Below are 18,507 nucleotides of genomic sequence, written 5' to 3' on the forward strand. Positions count from 1 at the left end.
TGCCAGCCGGGCGCCGGCATCGACAGGAGATAATCAGCCGATGAGTCAATCGGTGCCGGACAGGCGACTCGACGACGACCGGGCGGCCCGGCTGGCCCGGGTCTGCGCGGACATCGCACAGGTGGGCGACCTGCTCGGGCCGGAACCGGCCCAGGCCCTGGCGCGGCTGCGTGACCGGTCGGTGTCCGACCGGGGCGTGGACGCGGTGCTAGCCGAGGTGACCGAGTTGATGCGCCTCGGCGGGCTGCTCGGTGGCGACACGGCCGCCCGCGGCCATCACTACCTGCCCCTGGCCGGCGTTCACGGCCGCCGCCCGGAGGTCGTCCTGGTGTGCCCCGGTGACCTGTGCGACCGGGTGGAGATCCCTCGGCCGGACGCCGGCCCGCCGCCGCGCTGCGCCGTGTGGGACTGCCCGCTGCCGACCTTCCGGATGGACCGGTGAACGCGGTCATCGCCTCGCTCGGCGGCAAGCTGGCGGAACGGTGGCTCGCCGGGCTGGCGCTGCCCGGTGTGGTGTTCGTGGCGGTGGCCGCCGTGGCGGTGCGGCTCGGCCACGCCCACTGGTGGGACCTGCCGCTGCTGGGGCGGGAGGTGGACCGGCTCGCCCTCGGGTCACCGGCCCCGGGCACCGGCTCCGCGCTGCTGATCGTCCTCGGTGTCGTGCTGGCCAGCGTCGTCGCCGCGACGGCCGCCCAGAGCCTGGAACGCCTGGTCGTGGCCCTGTGGACGCAGGGCTGGGGCCGGGCCGGCGATGCGGTGACCCGCCGGCGGCGGCACCGGTGGCACGCCGCCGTGGAGCGCTACGAGAACGCCCTGCGGGACAAGGCGCGGCGGCTGCGGTCCGCCGACGGCGCTCCCGGGCCGATGCCGGACACCCAGGCGCTCGCCCGTGCCTGCGACCGGATCGCGTTGACCGAGCCGGACCGGCCGACCTGGATCGGTGACCGCATGCTCGCCACGGCGGTACGGGTGCGGGCCTGCTACGGCCTGGACCTGGCCGCCGCCTGGCCCCGACTGTGGCTGCTGCTGCCCGAGGAGACCCGCGATCCGCTCGCCCTCGCCCAGGCCGACTTCACCGCCGCCGCCCGACGGGTGGGCTGGGGATCGCTGTATCTGGCGCTCGGCCTGCTGTGGTGGCCCGCGGCGATCATCGGCCTCGGCCTGTGCGTGGCGGGTTGGCGACGGGGCCGGAGCACGGTGTCCGTGCTGGCCGACCTGGTGGAGGCGGTGGTCGATCTGCACGTGCGCGCCCTCGGCGCCGCGCTGGGGCATCCCACCGACGGCACCTTCGGCACGGCCGACGGAGAGGCGGTGACGGCCCTGCTGCGCAAGGACCGGTGATCCGGAGCGTCACGCGACCCGGGCGTCTTCGGCCGGCCGGACCGGCTCCGGGGCCGACCAGTCTTCGCGCGTGGGCAGCAGAAGCGGGGTGGCGAGCAGGAGTACGCCGGAGACGGCGATCGCGACAAGCGGGCTGGTGAGGCTGGCGAGCACACCCCAGATCACCATCAGGACGGCCTGGAGGAGTCTGCTGCTGGCAGTCCAGGTGCTGAGCACCTGGACGGTGTGCGACACCGGGCTCCGTCGCAGGCGTTCGGTCGCGGAGATCGGGTTGAAGACGCCCATGCAGGTGATCAGCAGGCTCTCGACGACGATCACGGTGACCAGCCCGGGGATGCCGGGCTGGACGAACGCGAGACCGAGGGGGAACACCGATCGCAACCAGCCGGAGACGATCATGACGCGGCGCTGGCCGTGGCGGCGCGCGAGACGCGCGGACAGGCGGGCACCCACGAACCCGCCGAGCGCGGGGATCCCGAACGCGAGACCGTACTGCCAGGCCGGCGTGTGGTATTCGCCCAGCAGGAGAACGGCCAGGAGCGGGGCGGTGGCCATGATGAGGCCGCCGACCAGCACCGAGTTGAGGAACAGACCCCGCAGGACGCGGTCGCCGAGGATGAGTCGCCACCCGTGCGGCAGGTCGGCCGGGCGCAACCGGGTGACCCGGTCGTGGGGCGCCGCGACGTCGCCGCCCCGGATGCGCAAAACCGCGAGCGCGGACAGCAGGTAACTGAGAGCGTCGGCCAGGACCGTGACGACCGGGCCGAGCAACCCGACAAGCGCACCGCCCAGCGGCGGACCCACCGCGATCGCCGTCCAGGTCGTGCCCTCGAACCTCCCGTTCGCCACCAGGAGATGCTCGCCACGGACCAGATGTCTCAGGTACGCGCCGGACGCGGCGGTGAACGCGATGCTCGCCGTCGCGCAGACCACCGAGACAACCAACAGGTGGGCGTACGACAGCACGCCGAGAAGGTACGCGACCGGGACACTGGCCATCGCCGCGAACCGGACCAGGTCCATCGCGATCATCACCGGCCGCTTGGCCCGGTGCTCGACCCACGGCCCGAGCGAGACGGCGACGATCGCCGCGATGGCGAGCCCCGCCGCATCCAGCAGCGACACGGCGAATGCCGACGAGTCCAATAATCGTACCGCGAGCAGCGGAAACGCGCCGAAGGCGAGCCAGGTGCCGTACGCGCTGACCCCGTATGCCGACCACAGCCACCCGAAGTCGGGCCCCAACCGGACGCGCATGCGGCTCCCTCCTGACACGCGGTTTTCGGATCCGGGCATCCCAGCGCACCGACCGCCGTGGGGACAAACAACCGGCTTCCGGGCGAGCCACAACCATCGGTTGTGCGTGCGCATAATGGGTCAGTGGATACCGAGGCGGTGCGATCGTTCGTTCGCGCATCGGAGCTCGGGCAGTTGCAGCAGGCTGCCGACGAGCTCGGCGTGACACAACAGGCCGTGTCGAAACGGATCGCCGCCCTCGAACGTGAGCTCGACGTCCGGTTGTTCACCCGTACCGCCCGAGGGGTCGAGCTGACACTCGACGGCCAGGCGTTCCTCCCGCACGCCCGGGACGTCGTCGCCGGTGTCGACCGTGCCGTGGCCGCGGTCAGGCCGGGCTCGCGGGCCCTGCGGATCGACGTGCTCGGCCTGCGGTCCGCGCAGGCCGTCGTCCTGCACGACTACTGGCGGTCATATCCGGAGACCAACCTCGACGTGGTGACCCTGCGGGTCGACGACCCGCGCGAGGCGGCCGCCGCCGTCCAGGCCGGCGACATCGACGCCTCGTTCCGCTCGGTCACCGACCCGGCCACGCTGCCACGCGACGTGCGGATGATCCACGCGTTCGACTCCCCGCTGGAACTCCTCGTCGGCCCGAGACACCCGCTCGCCTCCGCCCGAACACTGACACCGCAGCGGCTGCGCGGACACCGGATCTGGGTGCCGGGCATCGCGCCGCGCAGCGAGTGGGCGGACTTCTACGACCAGCTCGCGACCGACTTCGACCTGCGCATCGACGCGGCGGGCCCGCACTTCGGCGACGAGGTGCTCCTCGACATCCTCGCCGACACCGCCGACGTGGCAACACTCGTCGGCTCGCGCGACAGGTACCTCTGGCCGGTGAACCACGACCTACGTCGTATCCCGATCGTGGATCCGACGCTCGCGTACCCGCTGTCGCTCCTCCTCCCCCGGGCGAACCCGCACCCGGGCCTGCGGGCGGTCATCGACCACGTCGCAGGCTTGGCCCCGCTCCCGACGCCGATGTGGCGCCCGTCCTGGGCGCCAGCCACCTGACGGGGCGGTGCTCGGGACCCCGGCTCGGCCAGCCCCGAACCGGTGGCAGACCGTCCAACCGCAGACGCCTGTTCATCGCGGCCGTCCTGATCGGCTGTTTCGTGTGGGCAATGGTCACCATGGGGCTGTCGTTCGCGATGGTGAAGCGTGGCAACGGCATCGATTCGCGGTCCGTCACCATCACGACCGCTTCGCGGTTTGGGTCACTCCTTCCTGCCGCAGTTCCAGGGCGTCAGGCTGGCCGTTGGCCGGCAGGAACCGGATCTCCAGGTCGAGTCCCGGGTGCAGGTGCCGACCGTCCGGTTCTGCGCGCAGCACCACCGGTTGCTGACCAGCGGCGGAGAAGGTCACTTGACCGTCGGTGACCGCGATGTCGATCGGATAGTCGTCGCGCAGGACGTAGCGGCCCGACACGTCACCAGGCGGTGCGGTGGTGACCGCTGTGGCGTACCGACGGTCCACGGCGGCACGGATGCTGACAAGCGTCTCCCAGCCGTCCTCGGAGTTGGTCATCGCGGCGACCGCGATGCCGCTGTCCGGCCACACGTACGAGAAGCAGGTGTAGCCGACGTTCAACCCGGTGTGCCCGAACCGCCGGCGTCCGGCGCGGTCCTCGACCTCGGTGCCGAGCCCGTAGGCGCCGCCCGGAATCTGCGGTGTCCACATGTCGGTGGCCAGGTCGCGGTCGAGCAGCCGCGAGTCTCCCGAGACCGCTCGGGCGATCTCGAGGTCGAGCCGGAGCAGGTCGGTCGGGGTGCTCCACAGTCCCGCCGCGGCCAGTTCCGGTTGCGTACGCCACCCGCCGGGGAGCGCGGTGCCGCCGCCGTGGTGGCCCCGGGCCACCCGATGCGGCCGCTGGTGCGGAAACCGCTGGTCGAAGCTGCTGTCGGCCATCGCCACCGGGTCCAGCACGAGCGTGCGCATCAGGTCCTCGAACGGCACGCCCGTCGCGTCCACCAGCAACTGCTGGAGTACGCAGTAGTGGCTGCCCGAGTAACGGAAACGGCTCCCCGGCAACAGGGTCGACCGTACCGGTGCGGTCGTCGTCGGGCCGCTGCCGTCCAGGACCTGCAACAGCGAGGGGGCACGATCCGCGGGATAGCCCCGGTACCAGGTGTCGGACAGGCCCGCCGTGTGCGCCAGCAGCTGTCGTACGGTGACCGCCGGTTGCCGGCCCTCGCGGTCGAGCAGGTGCCACGAGGTGAGGTACTCGCGGATGTCGGTGTCCAGAGCCAGCACACCGTCCTGGACCAGTCGCAGTGTGCCGAACGCGGCGACGTGTTTGCTGATCGAACAGGCCGCGAACGCGGTGCCGGCGGTCACCGGCGTCGACGTCGTGCCTCCGGTGACGCCATACCCCGCCGCCCACACCTGCCCGTCCAGATGCCCGACGGCGATGCTGACCCCCGGCACCTGGTAGCTGCTCATCAGATCGGGCAGCGCCACCGTGTCCGGCGACAGCAGTCCGGAAGACACCTGCCGGTCAAGGTGGCCCAGCATCTGAGCCCAGCCGTGCGAGAAGCCCGAGTCCTTCACGGCGCCGATTCTTGACCACGCACGGCGGTGGATCAAGCCCTCTCGACGGGCGATGCCCACCCGTCGATCTTGCAGTTTCGGTCGCCCGTATGCGCCGGTACGCCCCCTTACGCCGGGGCAGAAAGTGCAAGATCGCGGAAGGGAAGGGACCGTGGGGCGGTGCGCTCGGCACCGCCCCACGGTCAGCTAACCGCTACTCCCAGGCACTCTGCTGGGTGTAGACGAGGTTGCCGGGGATGACCGTTCCGTTGGTGCTGCTGTACTCGGTGTACGCCCAGAAGTCGCCAGCGGGCAGCGGCTTGTTCGGCTTGAGCGTGAACTGCTGCGACGAGCCGCGCTCCACCGTGCGGGGAAGCGTCAGCGCGGCACCCGTGTACTTCGCGTTGCGGCCGATGATGGCGTGACCGAACTGGAAGTCGACGACCGGAGCACCGGGGTACTGTGCGAACACGTACGCGGTGTAGCGCCCCGGCTCGGGCAGGAACTTGTACGCCTGCTCCGTGCTGGTCCAGTACCTGTCACTGCTGTAGATCAGCTTGTCGCCCCGGTACAGGTAGAGGTCCAGGTTGGTGTTCGGGTCGTCGGTGTTGGTCTCGACCATGATGCCCGCGGTGTTCGCCGGCACCGTGAAGTCGAACTTCTTCACGCCAGCGGCCTTCGGGTCGAACACGCCGCCGTAGACACCCGCCGGGATCGAGTACGACGCACGCTGCATCGGCGTGTAACCGGTGCTGCGGCCGGTGAGCGGTCCGGTGAAGCCGGGCTGGACCAGGCCGGACGCACCGCTGGTCATCCGGCCGAACTCCTCCCCGTCGTCACCGTACGGTCGGGGCATGATGCCCCACGGACGGGCGGTGACCGGGATCCGGGCACTGTGGGCCTTGCCGCGCCAGCCGATCGACCCGGTCACGTACCGGTCCCAGGGCGCGCTGCCGCGGCGCAGCGTGATGGTCACGGTCGCGGACTTGCCGGGCGCCACCGTCACCGATGCCGGCGACACGGTGACCTTCATGCCCTTCAGGCCGGACACCGACGAGCGGTAGGTCTCCCGCTCCTTGCCCACGTTGGTCAGGGTGCGGGTGAGTGTCACCGGGCGGGTCCCGTCGTACTCGCGCAGCGAGATGCCCGGCAGGTTGAGCTCCTTGCCGTCCGGCACGGCCGTCTCGCTGAAGGCGACAAGGTCGGCCGCGGTCGGCTCGATGACCAGCCCGGGATCGGTGGCCCCGGCCAGGTTGATGAAACCGCTGCCCTGGTCCAGGGGGCTGCTGGTGCCGACCGTGTCGGTGGCGGTGGTGCGCAGCGCCGAGGCGACCCGGCCGGGCGACCAGGTCGGATGCGTGGCACGCAGAACGGCGGCCGCGCCGGCTACGTACGGTGAGGCCATCGAGGTGCCGGAGTACGCGTCGTACGCCCGCCCGAAGTTGCCCGCCGGTGAGACCGCGGCGATGATGTCCGAGCCCGGTGCGACCAGGTCCGGCTTGACGACGCCGACGGCCACGCTGTCCGGGCCGGTGGAGGAGAAGTCCGCGACGCTGGGCACGCCCGGGACGCTGGAGCCGTCACCGCCGCTACGTAGGGACGCCTTCGCGTCGGTGGGGTGGCGCATCAGGTAGTTGAACAGCGTGCCGGCCTGCTTCTCGGTCGGCAGGTAGACGACCGGGAAGTTGAAGATGGAGTTGATCCGGTAGTTGCCGACCGGGTCGAACACCACCATCGCCGCTCCGCCCTTGGCCTTGATCTCGGCGGCGGAACCGAACATGTCGGACAGCGCACACGCGACGACCTTGCCCTTGATCTTGGCGGGGTCGAGGCTGCCCGGTTCGCAGTAGACCGCACCCAGATCCGGCGTACCGGCCTGCTCGCCGAAGACCATCGGCCGCGAGGCGCCGCCGGGCAGTGCGTCCAGCGAGCCGCCCACGAGCTTCGTGCCGTCGCCCAGCTGAATGGTGGCCTCGTCGAGGTTCGTCACCGCCGCGCCGACAGTGGTCACCCAGGGTGCCGCGTTGCTGATCGCCCCGCTCACGATGCCGGTGTTGCCGGCCGACGCCGCCACGAAGACTCCCGCCAACGTGGCGTTGAGGAAGGCGATGCCGATCGGGGTGTTGGCCTCCCAGTCGCCCAGATCGCTGCCGATCGAGAAGTTCAGGACCTGCACGCCGTCGGCGACGGCGGCGTCGATGCCGGCGATGATGTCGGCGTCGAAGCCCATGCCGGCCCAGAGCACCTTGTAGACGGCGATCTGGGCGTCCGGCGCCACTCCGGAGACGGGACCGAAGCGCCGACCGTCGATCGTGACGTTCGGAATCGGCAGGCCGGCGGCCGTGGAGGCGGTGTGCGTGCCGTGCCCGGACATGTCGCGGGGGGACAGCACCTCGCCGCCGGGCACCGAGCCGCCGTCCGCGAGCCACGTGTCGGCGAAGTACCGGGCTCCGACGATCTTGCCGTTGCAGTGCTCGGCCACGAAGGCGACACCGGTCTGGCAGGTGCCGTGCCAGGTCGAGGGGGGCGGCATCTTCTTGGCGAACGACGCGCTCTCCGGCCAGATGCCGGTGTCCAGGACGCCGATCACCATGCCCGCGCCCGTACCGGGACCGGGCTTGACCGGCCTGCCGGGCGGACCTCCCGCCGGGCCCTGCTCCGGCGCGGCCGAGGTGGTGGCGCTCGGGGCACCGGCGCTCGGGGTGGTCGGGGCGGTCGGCGACGGCGCGGTGGGCGGCGGCGTCGGGGTGCCGAGGGCCCGCGCGGCGGTCACCGCGCGGACACGCTTGTCCGCCCGCAGGGTGGTCGCCTGCTGTGCGGTCAGCTTCGCCGAGAATCCGTTGAAGGCGGCGGTGTACGCCGCCTTGACCGTGACGCCGGCGGCGTCCGCGACGGCCTTGCGCTGCGCGTCGAGGTGTCCGCGGTACGCCCGCGCGGGTGCCGACGTCGCGTCCAGCCGGCTCCCGGCGTCCGGACGGGTCCGCGCCAGTCCGGCAACACCGCCGGTGTACGCGGTCAGCGGGTCCTCGGCCAGCTCGACGATGTACGTGCCCGAACCGGTCTCGTCCACCGCGGCCCGCTGGCTGGCCGCGTTGCGGCCGCCGGGTCGGCGATCGGCCCCGTCGGTCAGGGTGACCTTCTTGTCGTGTCCAGCGGTGAAGTAGCTGGTGCCGCTGCCTGCCGGCCCCGCCGGGGCCGCCGACGCCGGTCCCGCAACGCCGGTGGTGCCGGTGATCAGCGCGACGACCAGCGACGGTATCGCCAGTCGTCGCAGCCTGTTTCCGCTCGTGCCTGTAGCCACGAGGCTCCTTTCAATGGCTCCCTTGTGGAGCTGTTCCTCGATCGCGATCCGCTCATGGGAGCGCTCCCCCACCTAAGCCGCCGACGGTTAATCGACGGTTTGCGCGGTGTTACGGATCGCCGGTGCGTATAAGATCACGTTCTCTCGGCCACGCCTAGATCAAGTTTTCCCGATGCCCCCGGAGCAGGGCGAACCCTGGGTCAGTCCTCGCCGACACTCCCCCGACCTGACCGGGACATCCAGGCCGGTCGAGTCGTGCGCGACGGCCTGCCCCTGGCCGTCGGCGCCGCCGTCGCCGCCATCCCGACGGCGGGCCGCGGCCTCGGTCGCCTAACCAGGGCACGGGGCGGGTCCACCGTCCACCCTGCAGCGGGCAGCGGGCAGCGGGCAGCGGGATCTTCGCGTCAGAGACGAGCGCCTGGGCGAAGACGAGCGCACATCGCCGAGGACGGCTCCTGACTGCCTTTGCTCTGCACCCCGATATGCGCCAGTCACGGACCGTAGCCGTCGCATCCGCGGGTGCAGAGCAAAGGCGGCGAGCCGGGTGCCCACTCCTCTGGGCCGGCCACGCCGCTCAGTGGGTCATCAGCCTCGGCTGGGTCGACTGGGTCGGCTGGGCTGGGTCGGCTGGGCTGGGTCGGCTGGGCGCCGTCACATGCGCGACAGCGACCTCGGCTCCCGCGAGTCGGCCAGGTCTGCGGGAGGTAGGCGGTGGAGAGGTCGACGCCCGGCCGAGCGGCGACTGCTTCGGCCACCGGTTGTCGTGCGGCTCAGACGACGTGGCCCAGGTAACCGGTGATCGCCGCGTCCAGCACCTCCGCGCCGGGCCGCGCCCACACCTCGGCGGAGAAGACCTCCACCTCGATCGGGCCGTCGTACCCGGCCGCGTCCACCGCCTCGCGCAACCGGCGCAGCTCGATGCACCCGTCGCCGGGCAGCGCCCGGCCGAGCAGCACCCCCTCCGGCAGCGGCGTCACCCAGTCGCAGACCTGGAACGCGGCGATTCGTGGCCCGGCCCGCCGGATCTGCGCGTACACCGTGTCGTCCCACCAGACGTGGTACGCGTCGACGACCACGCCGACCACCGTCGGGTCGAACCGTTCGGCGATGTCCAGCGCCTGGCCGAGGCTGGCGATCACGCAGCGATCGGCGGCGAACATCGGGTGCAGCGGCTCGATGGCCAGCCGTACCCCGGCGGCCTCGGCGTGCGGTGCCAGCTCGCCGATCGCGTCGGCGGCCCGACGGCGGGCGCCGTCGATGTCCCGGCTGCCCGGCGTCAGCCCTCCGGAGACCAGCACCAGCTCGGGGGCACCGAGGGTGGCCGCCTCCTCGATGGCGCGCAGATTCTCCGCCAACCAGTCGTCGGCGGAGAAGAACCCGCCCCGGCACAGCGAGGTGACCGTGAGACCGGCCTCGCGGACCAGCTTCGCCGACCGGGCCAGCCCGTACTCCGCCACCGGCTCGCGCCACAGCCCGATGCCCGGCACCCCGGCGGCGACGCAGCCGAACACCACGTCGGGCAGGGGCCAGTGCTGGGCGGTGGCCTGGTTGAACGAGAAACGCGCGAGGCTCACTGGGTCACCCCCGCCACCGTGAAGAACGCCCGCGCCCGGGCGGCGGCCAGGTCGGCGTCCGGTAACAACCCCGCCCTGTCGGCCAGGACGAGCAGGGTCGCCAGGTGCGCCGGGGACCGGCCGGACTGCGCCCCGCCGACCATCGTGAAATGGTCCTGGTGCCCGGCCAGCCAGGCCAGGAAGACGATCCCCGTCTTGTAGTGCCAGGTCGGTGCCGCGAACAGGTGCCGGGCCAGCGGCACCGTCGGCGCGAAGATCTCGGCGTACGCCGCCAGGTCACCCCGGTCCAGGGCGGCCAACGCGGCGGCGGCGGCCGGTGCGATGGCCGCGAACACCCCGAGCAGCGCGTCGGAGTGCCCCACCTCGTCGCCCCGGATCAGCTCCGGGTAGTGGAAGTCGTCACCGGTGTAGAGGCGCACCCCGGCCGGCAGCCGGCGGCGTAGCGCGACCTCCCGGCCGGCGTCGAGCAGCGACACCTTGATGCCGTCCACCTTCGACTCGTGCGCCTTGATCAGCTCGGTGACCGTGTCGGCTGCGGCGTCCAGGTCGGCCGCACCCCAGTAGCCGGTCAACGCCGGGTCGAACATCGGGCCCAGCCAGTGCAACACCACCGGCCCGTCTGCGGCGCTCAGCAGCTCGTCGTACACCCGCAGGTAGTCCTGGGGCCCGCGGGCGGCGGCGGCCAGGTGTCGGCTGCACATCAGCACCGGCCGGGCGCCGGCCGCGCGGACGTCGCCGAGCTGTTCGGTGTACGCGGCGGTGACCGCCGCCAGGGTGGCCCGGCCGGGTGGCAGTTGGTCCGTGCCGACGCCGGCGACGATCCGACCGCCCACCGCGCGGGCCTCGGCGGCGCTGCGACGGATCAGTTCCCGGGTGGCCGGATAGTCCAGCCCCATCCCCCGCTGGGCGGTGTCCATCGCCTCGGCGACTCCCAGCCCGTACGACCAGAGGTGCCGCCGGAACGCGAGCGTGGTGTGCCAGTCCACCGCCGCCGGGGCGCCCGGCACGTTCTCCGCGGCCGGGTCGGCGACCACGTGCGCGGCGGCGTACGCGATCCGGCTCCTCGCCGGGGCTGCCGGGCGGGCGAAGCCGCTGCCACCGGCCAGCCGGTGCCGTCGCCCGCCCGGCAGCACGACCTCGGCCCTCACCCGAACAGCTCCGGCACCTCGACTCGACGGCCCTCCCGGGCCGAGCGCAGCCCCAACTCGGCGAGTTGGACGCCGCGCGCGCCGGCCCGGAAGTCCCACCGGAACGGCTCGCCGGCCACGACGTGCCGCAGGTACGCCTCCCACTGCACCTTGAAGCCGTTGTCGAACTCCTCGTTGTCGGGCACCTCGGCCCACTGCGCCCGGAAGTCCTCGGTGGCCGGCAGGTCCGGGTTCCACACCGGCTTCGGGGTGACCGCCCGGTGCTGCACCCGGCAGTTGCGCAACCCGGCCACCGCGCTGCCCTCGGTGCCGTCGACCTGGAACTCCACCAGCTCGTCGCGGTACACCCGCACACCCCAGGACGAGTTGATCTGCGCGATGATGCCGCTGTCGAGTTCGAAGACGGCGTACGCGGCGTCGTCGGCGGTGGCCGCATAGACCTGGCCGGCCTCGTCGACCCGCTCGGGCACGTGGGTGGCGGTCACGCAGGAGACGGCGGCGACCCGGCCGAACAGCTCCTCCAACACGTAGTGCCAGTGCGGGAACATGTCGACGACGATGCCGCCGCCGTCCTCGGCCCGGTAGTTCCACGACGGACGTTGGGCGGGTTGCCAGTCACCCTCGAAGACCCAGTAGCCGAACTCGCCACGCACCGAGAGGATCCGGCCGAAGAAGCCGCCGTCGACGAGACGCTTGAGCTTGCGCAGGCCGGGCAGGAAGAGTTTGTCCTGCACGACGCCCGTGCGCAGGCCGGCCGCGTCGGCGGCCCGGGCCAGGTCGAGCGCGGCGGCGGTGTCCTCGGCGAGGGGCTTCTCGGTGTAGACGTGTTTGCCGGCCTCGACGGCCCGCCGGATCGCCTTCTCCCGCTGCTGGGTGACCTGGGAATCGAAGTAGATCTCGACGTCGTCGCGGGCCAGCGCCGAGGTCAGGTCTGTCGTCCAGTCGGTCAGCCCGTGCCGATCGGCGATCTCCCGGAGCTTGGTCTCGTTGCGCCCGACCAGGACCGGTTCCGGCCAGATGGTCGTGCCGTCGGCCGCTGTCACACCGCCGGCCTCGCGGATGGCCAGCAGCGAGCGGACGAGGTGCTGCCGGTAGCCCATCCGTCCGGTCACGCCGTTGACGATGATGCCGATCGACCTGCGGGTCATGGGTGTTCCCTCCCGTCGTGCTGGTCGTGCCTCCCTGCGGGAAAGGGCTTTCTCTGCGGTACCGTGACGCTAGCCGGCACGACGAAACGCCGTCAACAGATCGAGGGGGCGGGCCATGGCGACTCTGTCCGATGTGGCCCGCCGGGCGGGCGTCTCACCCGCCACCGCCTCCCGCGTCATCAACGCCAGCAGCAAGCCGGTCACCGACGAGTTGCGCGAGCGGGTGCTCGCCGCCGTCGCCGAGTTGCAGTACGTGCCGAACGCGCACGCGCAACTGCTGGCCCGCTCGCACCGCAGCGCGGTGGGCGTGATCGTGCACGACGTCTCCGACCCGTACTTCGCCGAGATCACCCGTGGGCTGCAACGCGTCGCCACCGACCAGGGCCGCCTGCTGATGATCTGCAACAGCTACCGGGACCCGGACCGCGAGTTGGAGTACGTGGAGCTGCTGCGCGGCCACCAGGTCGCGGCGCTGATCCTGGCCGGCTCCGGCTACCACGACGAGGCGTTCACCCGGCAGCTCAACGAGAAGCTCGCCGCGTACGAGGCCACCGGCGGGCGGGTGGTGGTGATCGGTCGACACGAGCACTCCGGTGACGCGGTGATGCCGGACAACCGGGCCGGCGGCTACCTCGCCGGACAAGAGCTGTGCGGGCTGGGGCACCGGGCGATCGGCGTGATCGCCGGCCCCCGCATCCTGACCACCACCACCGACCGGCTGGCCGGCCTCCGCCAGGCCCTCACCGAGCAGGGCCGGGACCTGCCGGAACGGCACATCCGGTACGCCGAGTTCGACCGCGACGGCGGCGCGGAGGCGACCGCCCGACTGCTCGACGCCGATCCGGAGCTGACCGCGATCGTGGCGCTCAACGACTCGATGGCCATCGGCGCGCTCGCCACCCTGCGCGCACGTGGGCTGGCGGTGCCGCGGCAGATCTCCGTGGTGGGCTTCGACGACATGCCGATCGCCCAGGACGTGACCCCGGCGCTGACCACCGTGCGACTGCCGCTTGTCGACATGGGAGTCCGGGCGATGTCCCTGGTGCTCGCCGCGGAGGTGCCGACCCCCCGGGTCGAGGTGCTCCCCGCCGAGCTGATCCGCAGGGACACCGCCGGTCCCGTCCCGACCGCCGCCCGCGCCACCGCCGGCTTCGCGCCGCGCGCTCGACGGGGTGACGCCGTCTCGTGACCGGCATCAGCCCGACACAGCGTCCGCTCACCCGCGACGACGTGGCGTACCTGGTCCACGCGTCGTTCGGGCCACACACCCGGGTCCGGGACGCCGGGCCGTTGGACGGCGGTGGATACGCGACGGTCTGGTGGGTGCGGCTCGACGACGACCGCCGGGTGGTGCTGAAGCTCGCCCCACCGGCCGGAACGCCGCTGCTGCGCTACGAACGAGGGCTCTGTGCCGCCGAGGCCCGCTACTTCCGCCTCGTCGCGGAACACGCCCCGCAGGTGCCCGTACCTCCGGTGTTGCACCACGGCACCGACCCCGCGTACGGCGAGTGGTTGGTCACCGCGTTGCTGCCCGGCCGGTCGCTGTCCGACCTGGCCGCGGGCGGCGTCGCGGTCGACGACGGCCCGGCACGCTACGACCTCGGGGTGGCCCTCGCCGCGGTGCACCGGGTCACCGGCGACCGGTTCGGGTACGACGGCGACCGGGCCGGCGGGCCGACCTGGCGGGTGGCGTTCACGGCGATGCTCGACGCGCTGCTCGCCGACGCGACCGACTGGAGCGTGCGGCTGCCGGTGACCCCGGACCGCCTGCACGGGCTGGTCAGACGGCACGCCGACGTGCTGGACGAGGTGGACCGGCCGGCGCTGCTGCACTTCGACTGCTGGGACGGCAACGTGTTGGCCGCGCCCGATTCGCGGGGCCGGCTCCGGTTGTGCGGCCTGGTCGACGGCGAACGGTTCCTCTACGGTGACCCGCTGCTGGACCTGGTCTCGCCGCTGCTCTTCCGGCGCGTCGAGGACGAGCCGGAGCATCCGCTGCTGCGCGGCTACCGCGACGCCACCGCCGCACCGCTGGTGCTGGACGCTTCGGCACGACGCCGGCTCGGCCTCTACCGACTGCACCTGTACCTGCTGATGACCGTGGAGATGCCCAGCCGTGGCATGACCCCGAGCAGCCATCCGCAGCGGCACGCCCGGCTCGCGACGCTGCTGGACGCGGAGCTCGACGCGCTCGCGCGCTGAGCGAATTCCCGTTGTCCGGGCGGCTCGCCGCTCGTAGCCTGCTCGGCGTGCAGATTCGGGAGTTCGTGGCGGAGGACTGGTCGCAGGTGTGGCCGATCGTCGAGGAGGTGATCCGGGCCCAGGAGACGTTCCCCTACGACCCGGCGATGACCACCGAGCAGGCGTACGGCATGTGGGCGGAGGCACCGCCGGGCCGGACCGTCGTCGCTGTCGACGGCGGGCGGGTGCTCGGCAGCGCGAAGATGGGCACCAACCGACCCGGGCCGGGCGCGCACGTGTCCACCGCGAGCTTCCTGGTCGCCGCCGACGCCCGGGGTCGGGGCGTGGGCACCGCGCTGTGCCGCGAGGCCCTGACCTGGGCACGCCACCAGGGGTACGCCGGCATGCAGTTCAACGCCGTGGTGGAGAGCAACAGGTCAGCGGTGGAGTTGTACCGGCGGGAGGGTTTCACGGTGGTCGGCACCGTGCCCGGCGCGTTCCGCCACCCCACCCTCGGCCGGGTCGGTCTGCACGTCATGTACCAGGAGTTCTGACCGGCACCGTCTCGCCGACGCCCGAACCGCGGCTGGTGCCGGGGTGCTGTTCGGTGCCTGTCACCGTGCCCTCCATCTCACGCCGTCGAGGGATGGTCCGCCGGTGGCTGAACGGCCGTGCCCGGCACGACTGCGGCCGGCGGCCGACGCGCCTCGGAGCCGGCGCGGCGGACCGGGGTGAAGAGGCCGCCGACCGCGACCAGCAGGCATCCGGCTCCGGCGGCGAGCGTGACCGCCTGGACGCCGTACCGGCCGGCGGCCCAGGTCAGCGTGGCGGCGCCGATCGGCCCGAGGGCGTAGTGCGTGCTCCAGAACGCCGAGGTGACCCGGCCGAGCAGGTGATCGGGGGTGATCTCCTGGCGCAGCGACATCGAACAGATGCCGCCGATGCTCAGGCAGCACAGGTACACCGCGGTCAGCGCGGTGACCGCCGGCACGTTCGTCGCGAGGCCGACGCCCGCCACCGCGAAACCGCAGACCGTGTGCGCGCCGATCCAGGTCGCGCCGAAGCCGCGTCGGCGGCGCAGCGGGGCCACCAGCAGCGCGCCGGCGACCGTGCCCAGCGCGGCCAGGCCGAGCACCGTACCGACGGTGCCCTCGGAGCCGCCGAGATCGTGGGTGACGTGGTAGATCAGCACGTCGGTGAAGCCGTAGGTCAGGAAGATGAAGACCGACAACAGGACGGTCAGCGCGCGGAGCACGGGCTGCCGCCACAGGAACCGCGCCCCGGCCAGGAACTCGGCAAGCGGCCGCTCCCGGGTCGCCGGTGCGGCGGTGTCGGCCCGCGCGGGTCGCAGTCGGATCAGCCACAGACCGGCTGCCGAGAGAGCGAAGCTCGCCGCGTTGACGGCGATGGCGAGCGCCGGGCCGAAGCGGGCCGACACCACGCCGGCGAGCAGCGGCCCGAGGACGGCAGCCGCCGCGTACGTCGCCTGCAACCGGCCGTTGGCCTCGGTGATCCGGTCGGAGTCGACGAGGTTGCGGACCGCGGTCACCGCCGCGACCTGGAACACCATGCCGGCCGCCTCGCAGATCGGCAGCACGACGAAGAGCAGCCAGACCTGCGGGCCGGCGAGCCAGGCCAGTGGCACCAGGCCGTAGAGCACCAACCGGGCCAGGTCCGCCACGATCATCAGGGTGCGGCGGTCGTACCTGTCGACCAGCACCCCGCCGAAGATCCCGGCGACGACGGATGCCGCGCCCGCGACGGCGGTGAGCAGGCCCATCTGCGCCACCGACCCGGTGGCCTGGAGGACCAGCAGCGGCACGGCCAGGTAGGCGAAGGAGTCACCGGCCGCGGAGAGCGACTGCGCGATCCAGTAGGTGCCGAAGGTGCGGTCCCGCCACAGCGGAGACCGGGCGGCGGTGGCAGCTCGGCTCATCGCGACGAGGGTAGTCGGCGCGAGCGGCCGACGCTGGCCGTGGCGGTTGTCATCGATCTCTCGGCCGGCCCCCGTCAGCCGGTCGTGGTGAGGTCGGTCGTGGCCGCGAGGTCGGTGACCACGTCCAGGAGCCGGTGCAGGGCGGGCGCGGTGCCGCCCGGCAGCCACACCATCTCGGTGTGGGCGTAGGCACCGGTCAGCGGAATGAACACCACGCCGGTGCGGCGAAGGCTGGCCGCCGAGCTGGCGAGCCGGGTGACGCCGACGCCGGCGGCGACCAGGCCGAGGAGGCTCTGCACGCTGGCGTCCTCCTGGACGACGTTCGGCACGAACCCCGCTTCCCGGAACTGCTCGTCGAAGGTGCGGTGCCAGGGTTCCCAGGAACTGCGCGGCGTCAGCACCCACGGTTCGTCCGCCAGGTCGGCGAGCCGCAACTCGGCGCGGCCGGCGAGCGGGTGGCCCTCGGGCAGCACCGCGCACACCGGTTCGGTGGCCAGCCGCCGGGAGGCCAGGCCGGGGACCAGCGGGGTCCGGGTGAAGGCGACGTCGTAGTGGCCGCCGAGCACGCCCTGCACCAGGGACGCGATGCCGGTGGACTCGGTGGCCAGGTCGAGATCGGGAAGGTGGCGGTGCACGGCGCGGACCACCGGTGGCAGGAGGTGGTTGGCGACGGTGGTCAGGAAGGCGAGGTGGAGCCTGCCGACCTCACCCCGCTGGGCCCGTCCCACGACGGCGACGGCCTCGTCGGCGCGGTCCGTCACGGCGCGCGCCTCCGGCACGAACAGGGCGCCGATGTCGGTCAGGGTGGTGCCCCGGGAGTCGCGATCGAACAGCCGCACCCCGAGTGTGCGCTCCAGGGCGGTGATCTGCTGGGACAGCGACTGCTGGGCGATCATCAGGCGGGCGGAGGCCCGGGTGAAGCTCAGCTCCTCCGCGAGGACCAGGAAGTACCGCAGTTGCCGCAGCTCAGGGGTCGCCACAGGGACAGACTGTAGCCAGGTCAGCAAGCGTGTGTTGGCCGTCTCGACAGACCTGGTCGCACGATCGTTCGGGGGCCGGTAACGGCCACCCAACGACACACGCGAAAGGAATTCGATCATGAGTGCAACACGCCTCACCACGCCTTTCGACGCCCGCTCCACCGCCCGTGACGTCGTGGCCGGTGTCGACCTCACCGGGCAGCGCGCCATCGTCACCGGCGCCTCGTCGGGCATCGGCGTGGAGACGGCCCGGGCCCTCGCGGCCGCGGGCGCCGAGGTGACCCTCGCGGTACGCGACGTGCGGGCCGGCGAGCGGACGGCTGAGGACATCGGGGCCACCGTGGCGAACCTGTCGATCCGGGTCGCACCGTTGGACCTGTCCGACCAGCTGTCGATCGCGGCCTTCGTCAGGGCCTGGGAGGGGCCCCTGCACATCCTGGTCAACAACGCCGGGGTGTCGGCGACCCCCGAGACGCGTACGCCCGAGGGCTGGGAGTTGCAGTTCGCCACGAACCATCTCGGCCACTTCACGCTCGCCATCGGGCTGCACCGGGCGCTCGCGGCGGCCGGCCGGGCCCGCGTGGTGTCGCTCAGCTCCATCGCCCACGTGCAGGCGCCGATGGTCTTCGAGGACGTCAACTTCCGCGAACGCCGCTTTGACCGAATGCTGGCCTACGGCGAGTCGAAGACCGCCACCGCCCTGTTCGCGGTCGAGGCGCACCGGCGCTGGGCCGACGACGGCATCACTGTCAACGTGGCCAACCCGGGCGCGGTCACCACGAATCTGGGGCGGCACCTCACCGAGGAGGACTACGCGGGGCTTCCGGCATTCGACTTCAAGACCCCGGAGCAGGGGGCCGCGACGTCGGTGCTGCTCGCCGCCTGGCCGGGGCTGGAGGGCGTCGGCGGCCGCTACTTCGAGGACTGTAACCAGGCCGAGCGCCACAGCCCGGAGACGCCGCTGCGGGGTGTCGCCGATCACGCGACCGACCCCGCGGCGGCGGCCCGCCTGTGGCAGGTCTCGCTCGACCTGCTCGCCGCCGCACAGCGCGCCTGACCGACCGGGACAT

15 protein-coding genes are annotated in these 18,507 nt (G+C 72.4%); 7 read left to right on the forward strand and 8 right to left on the reverse strand.

Annotation, left to right across the window (positions count from 1 at the left end):
• Positions 1-40: 40 nt before the first annotated feature.
• Entirely contained in the window at positions 41-442 is a 402-nt protein-coding gene (locus ACGFIW_RS16980) for a hypothetical protein (RefSeq protein WP_393315983.1), read from the forward strand.
• Entirely contained in the window at positions 439-1,341 is a 903-nt protein-coding gene (locus ACGFIW_RS16985) for a hypothetical protein (RefSeq protein ID WP_393315986.1), read from the forward strand. The genes ACGFIW_RS16980 and ACGFIW_RS16985 overlap by 4 nt, the downstream gene beginning before the upstream one ends.
• Positions 1,342-1,350: 9 nt before the next feature.
• Here the strand turns inward: ACGFIW_RS16985 and ACGFIW_RS16990 are convergent, their stop codons facing one another.
• On the reverse strand, positions 1,351-2,598 hold the full coding sequence (locus tag ACGFIW_RS16990) for an MFS transporter (RefSeq protein ID WP_393315988.1): 1,248 nt from the start codon (positions 2,596-2,598) through the stop codon (positions 1,351-1,353).
• Between the two features lie 138 nt (positions 2,599-2,736).
• Between ACGFIW_RS16990 and ACGFIW_RS16995 the strand changes: the two genes are divergently transcribed.
• Positions 2,737-3,654 (forward strand): LysR family transcriptional regulator, encoded by a 918-nt coding sequence (locus tag ACGFIW_RS16995; protein WP_393316481.1) that lies wholly within the window; start codon positions 2,737-2,739, stop codon positions 3,652-3,654.
• A 180-nt stretch (positions 3,655-3,834) separates the two neighbouring features.
• On the opposite strand, the gene ACGFIW_RS17000 is transcribed toward ACGFIW_RS16995, so the two are convergent.
• From ACGFIW_RS17000 to ACGFIW_RS17020, 5 genes are all read right to left on the reverse strand, one after another.
• On the reverse strand, positions 3,835-5,190 hold the full coding sequence (locus tag ACGFIW_RS17000) for a serine hydrolase domain-containing protein (protein ID WP_393315990.1): 1,356 nt from the start codon (positions 5,188-5,190) through the stop codon (positions 3,835-3,837).
• Between the two features lie 193 nt (positions 5,191-5,383).
• Entirely contained in the window at positions 5,384-8,470 is a 3,087-nt protein-coding gene (locus tag ACGFIW_RS17005) for a S8 family serine peptidase (RefSeq protein ID WP_393315993.1), read from the reverse strand.
• 770 nt (positions 8,471-9,240) lie between these two features.
• Positions 9,241-10,044: a sugar phosphate isomerase/epimerase family protein gene (locus ACGFIW_RS17010; protein ID WP_393315995.1), complete on the reverse strand. Its 804-nt coding sequence runs from the start codon at positions 10,042-10,044 to the stop codon at positions 9,241-9,243.
• Positions 10,041-11,192 carry a dihydrodipicolinate synthase family protein gene (locus tag ACGFIW_RS17015; protein WP_393315998.1) on the reverse strand — a complete coding sequence of 384 codons (1,152 nt, stop codon included), beginning with the start codon at positions 11,190-11,192 and terminating at the stop codon, positions 10,041-10,043. The genes ACGFIW_RS17010 and ACGFIW_RS17015 overlap by 4 nt, the downstream gene beginning before the upstream one ends.
• Positions 11,189-12,340, reverse strand: coding sequence for a Gfo/Idh/MocA family protein (locus tag ACGFIW_RS17020; RefSeq protein ID WP_393316001.1), 1,152 nt, complete (start codon positions 12,338-12,340; stop codon positions 11,189-11,191). Before ACGFIW_RS17020 ends, ACGFIW_RS17015 begins: the two co-directional genes overlap by 4 nt.
• Positions 12,341-12,455: 115 nt before the next feature.
• Here ACGFIW_RS17020 and ACGFIW_RS17025 point away from each other — a divergent pair, with 115 nt between their 5' ends.
• Genes ACGFIW_RS17025 through ACGFIW_RS17035 form a run of 3 tightly spaced genes read left to right on the forward strand, consistent with a single transcriptional unit; the run spans position 12,456 to position 15,075 of the window.
• Positions 12,456-13,529 carry a LacI family DNA-binding transcriptional regulator gene (locus tag ACGFIW_RS17025; protein WP_393316004.1) on the forward strand — a complete coding sequence of 358 codons (1,074 nt, stop codon included), beginning with the start codon at positions 12,456-12,458 and terminating at the stop codon, positions 13,527-13,529.
• Positions 13,526-14,542, forward strand: coding sequence for a phosphotransferase family protein (locus ACGFIW_RS17030; RefSeq protein WP_393316007.1), 1,017 nt, complete (start codon positions 13,526-13,528; stop codon positions 14,540-14,542). Before ACGFIW_RS17025 ends, ACGFIW_RS17030 begins: the two co-directional genes overlap by 4 nt.
• A gap of 47 nt (positions 14,543-14,589) precedes the next feature.
• Entirely contained in the window at positions 14,590-15,075 is a 486-nt protein-coding gene (locus ACGFIW_RS17035; RefSeq protein WP_393316010.1) for a GNAT family N-acetyltransferase, read from the forward strand.
• 77 nt (positions 15,076-15,152) lie between these two features.
• Here ACGFIW_RS17035 and ACGFIW_RS17040 read toward each other — a convergent pair whose 3' ends face one another.
• A complete protein-coding gene (locus ACGFIW_RS17040; RefSeq protein ID WP_393316012.1) occupies positions 15,153-16,457 on the reverse strand; it encodes an MFS transporter in 1,305 nt (434 codons plus the stop codon).
• A gap of 74 nt (positions 16,458-16,531) precedes the next feature.
• On the reverse strand, positions 16,532-17,437 hold the full coding sequence (locus tag ACGFIW_RS17045; RefSeq protein ID WP_393316014.1) for a LysR family transcriptional regulator: 906 nt from the start codon (positions 17,435-17,437) through the stop codon (positions 16,532-16,534).
• Between the two features lie 118 nt (positions 17,438-17,555).
• Between ACGFIW_RS17045 and ACGFIW_RS17050 the strand changes: the two genes are divergently transcribed.
• A complete protein-coding gene (locus ACGFIW_RS17050) occupies positions 17,556-18,494 on the forward strand; it encodes an SDR family NAD(P)-dependent oxidoreductase (protein WP_393316017.1) in 939 nt (312 codons plus the stop codon).
• The last annotated feature ends 13 nt before the right edge of the window (positions 18,495-18,507 follow it).

It is taken from the genome of Micromonospora sp. NPDC048935 (genome assembly GCF_043197875.1).
GTDB lineage: Bacteria > Actinomycetota > Actinomycetes > Mycobacteriales > Micromonosporaceae > Micromonospora.

Bases quoted from the DNA above. Each gene is read 5' to 3' on its own strand.
- ACGFIW_RS16980 (WP_393315983.1), top strand. From the start codon at position 41: ATGAGTCAATCGGTGCCGGACAGGCGACTCGACGACGACCGGGCGGCC.
- ACGFIW_RS16990 (WP_393315988.1), bottom strand. From the start codon at position 2,598: ATGCGCGTCCGGTTGGGGCCCGACTTCGGGTGGCTGTGGTCGGCATAC.
- ACGFIW_RS17040 (WP_393316012.1), bottom strand. From the start codon at position 16,457: ATGAGCCGAGCTGCCACCGCCGCCCGGTCTCCGCTGTGGCGGGACCGC.
- ACGFIW_RS17020 (WP_393316001.1), bottom strand. From the start codon at position 12,340: ATGACCCGCAGGTCGATCGGCATCATCGTCAACGGCGTGACCGGACGG.
- ACGFIW_RS17050 (WP_393316017.1), top strand. From the start codon at position 17,556: ATGAGTGCAACACGCCTCACCACGCCTTTCGACGCCCGCTCCACCGCC.
- ACGFIW_RS17025 (WP_393316004.1), top strand. From the start codon at position 12,456: ATGGCGACTCTGTCCGATGTGGCCCGCCGGGCGGGCGTCTCACCCGCC.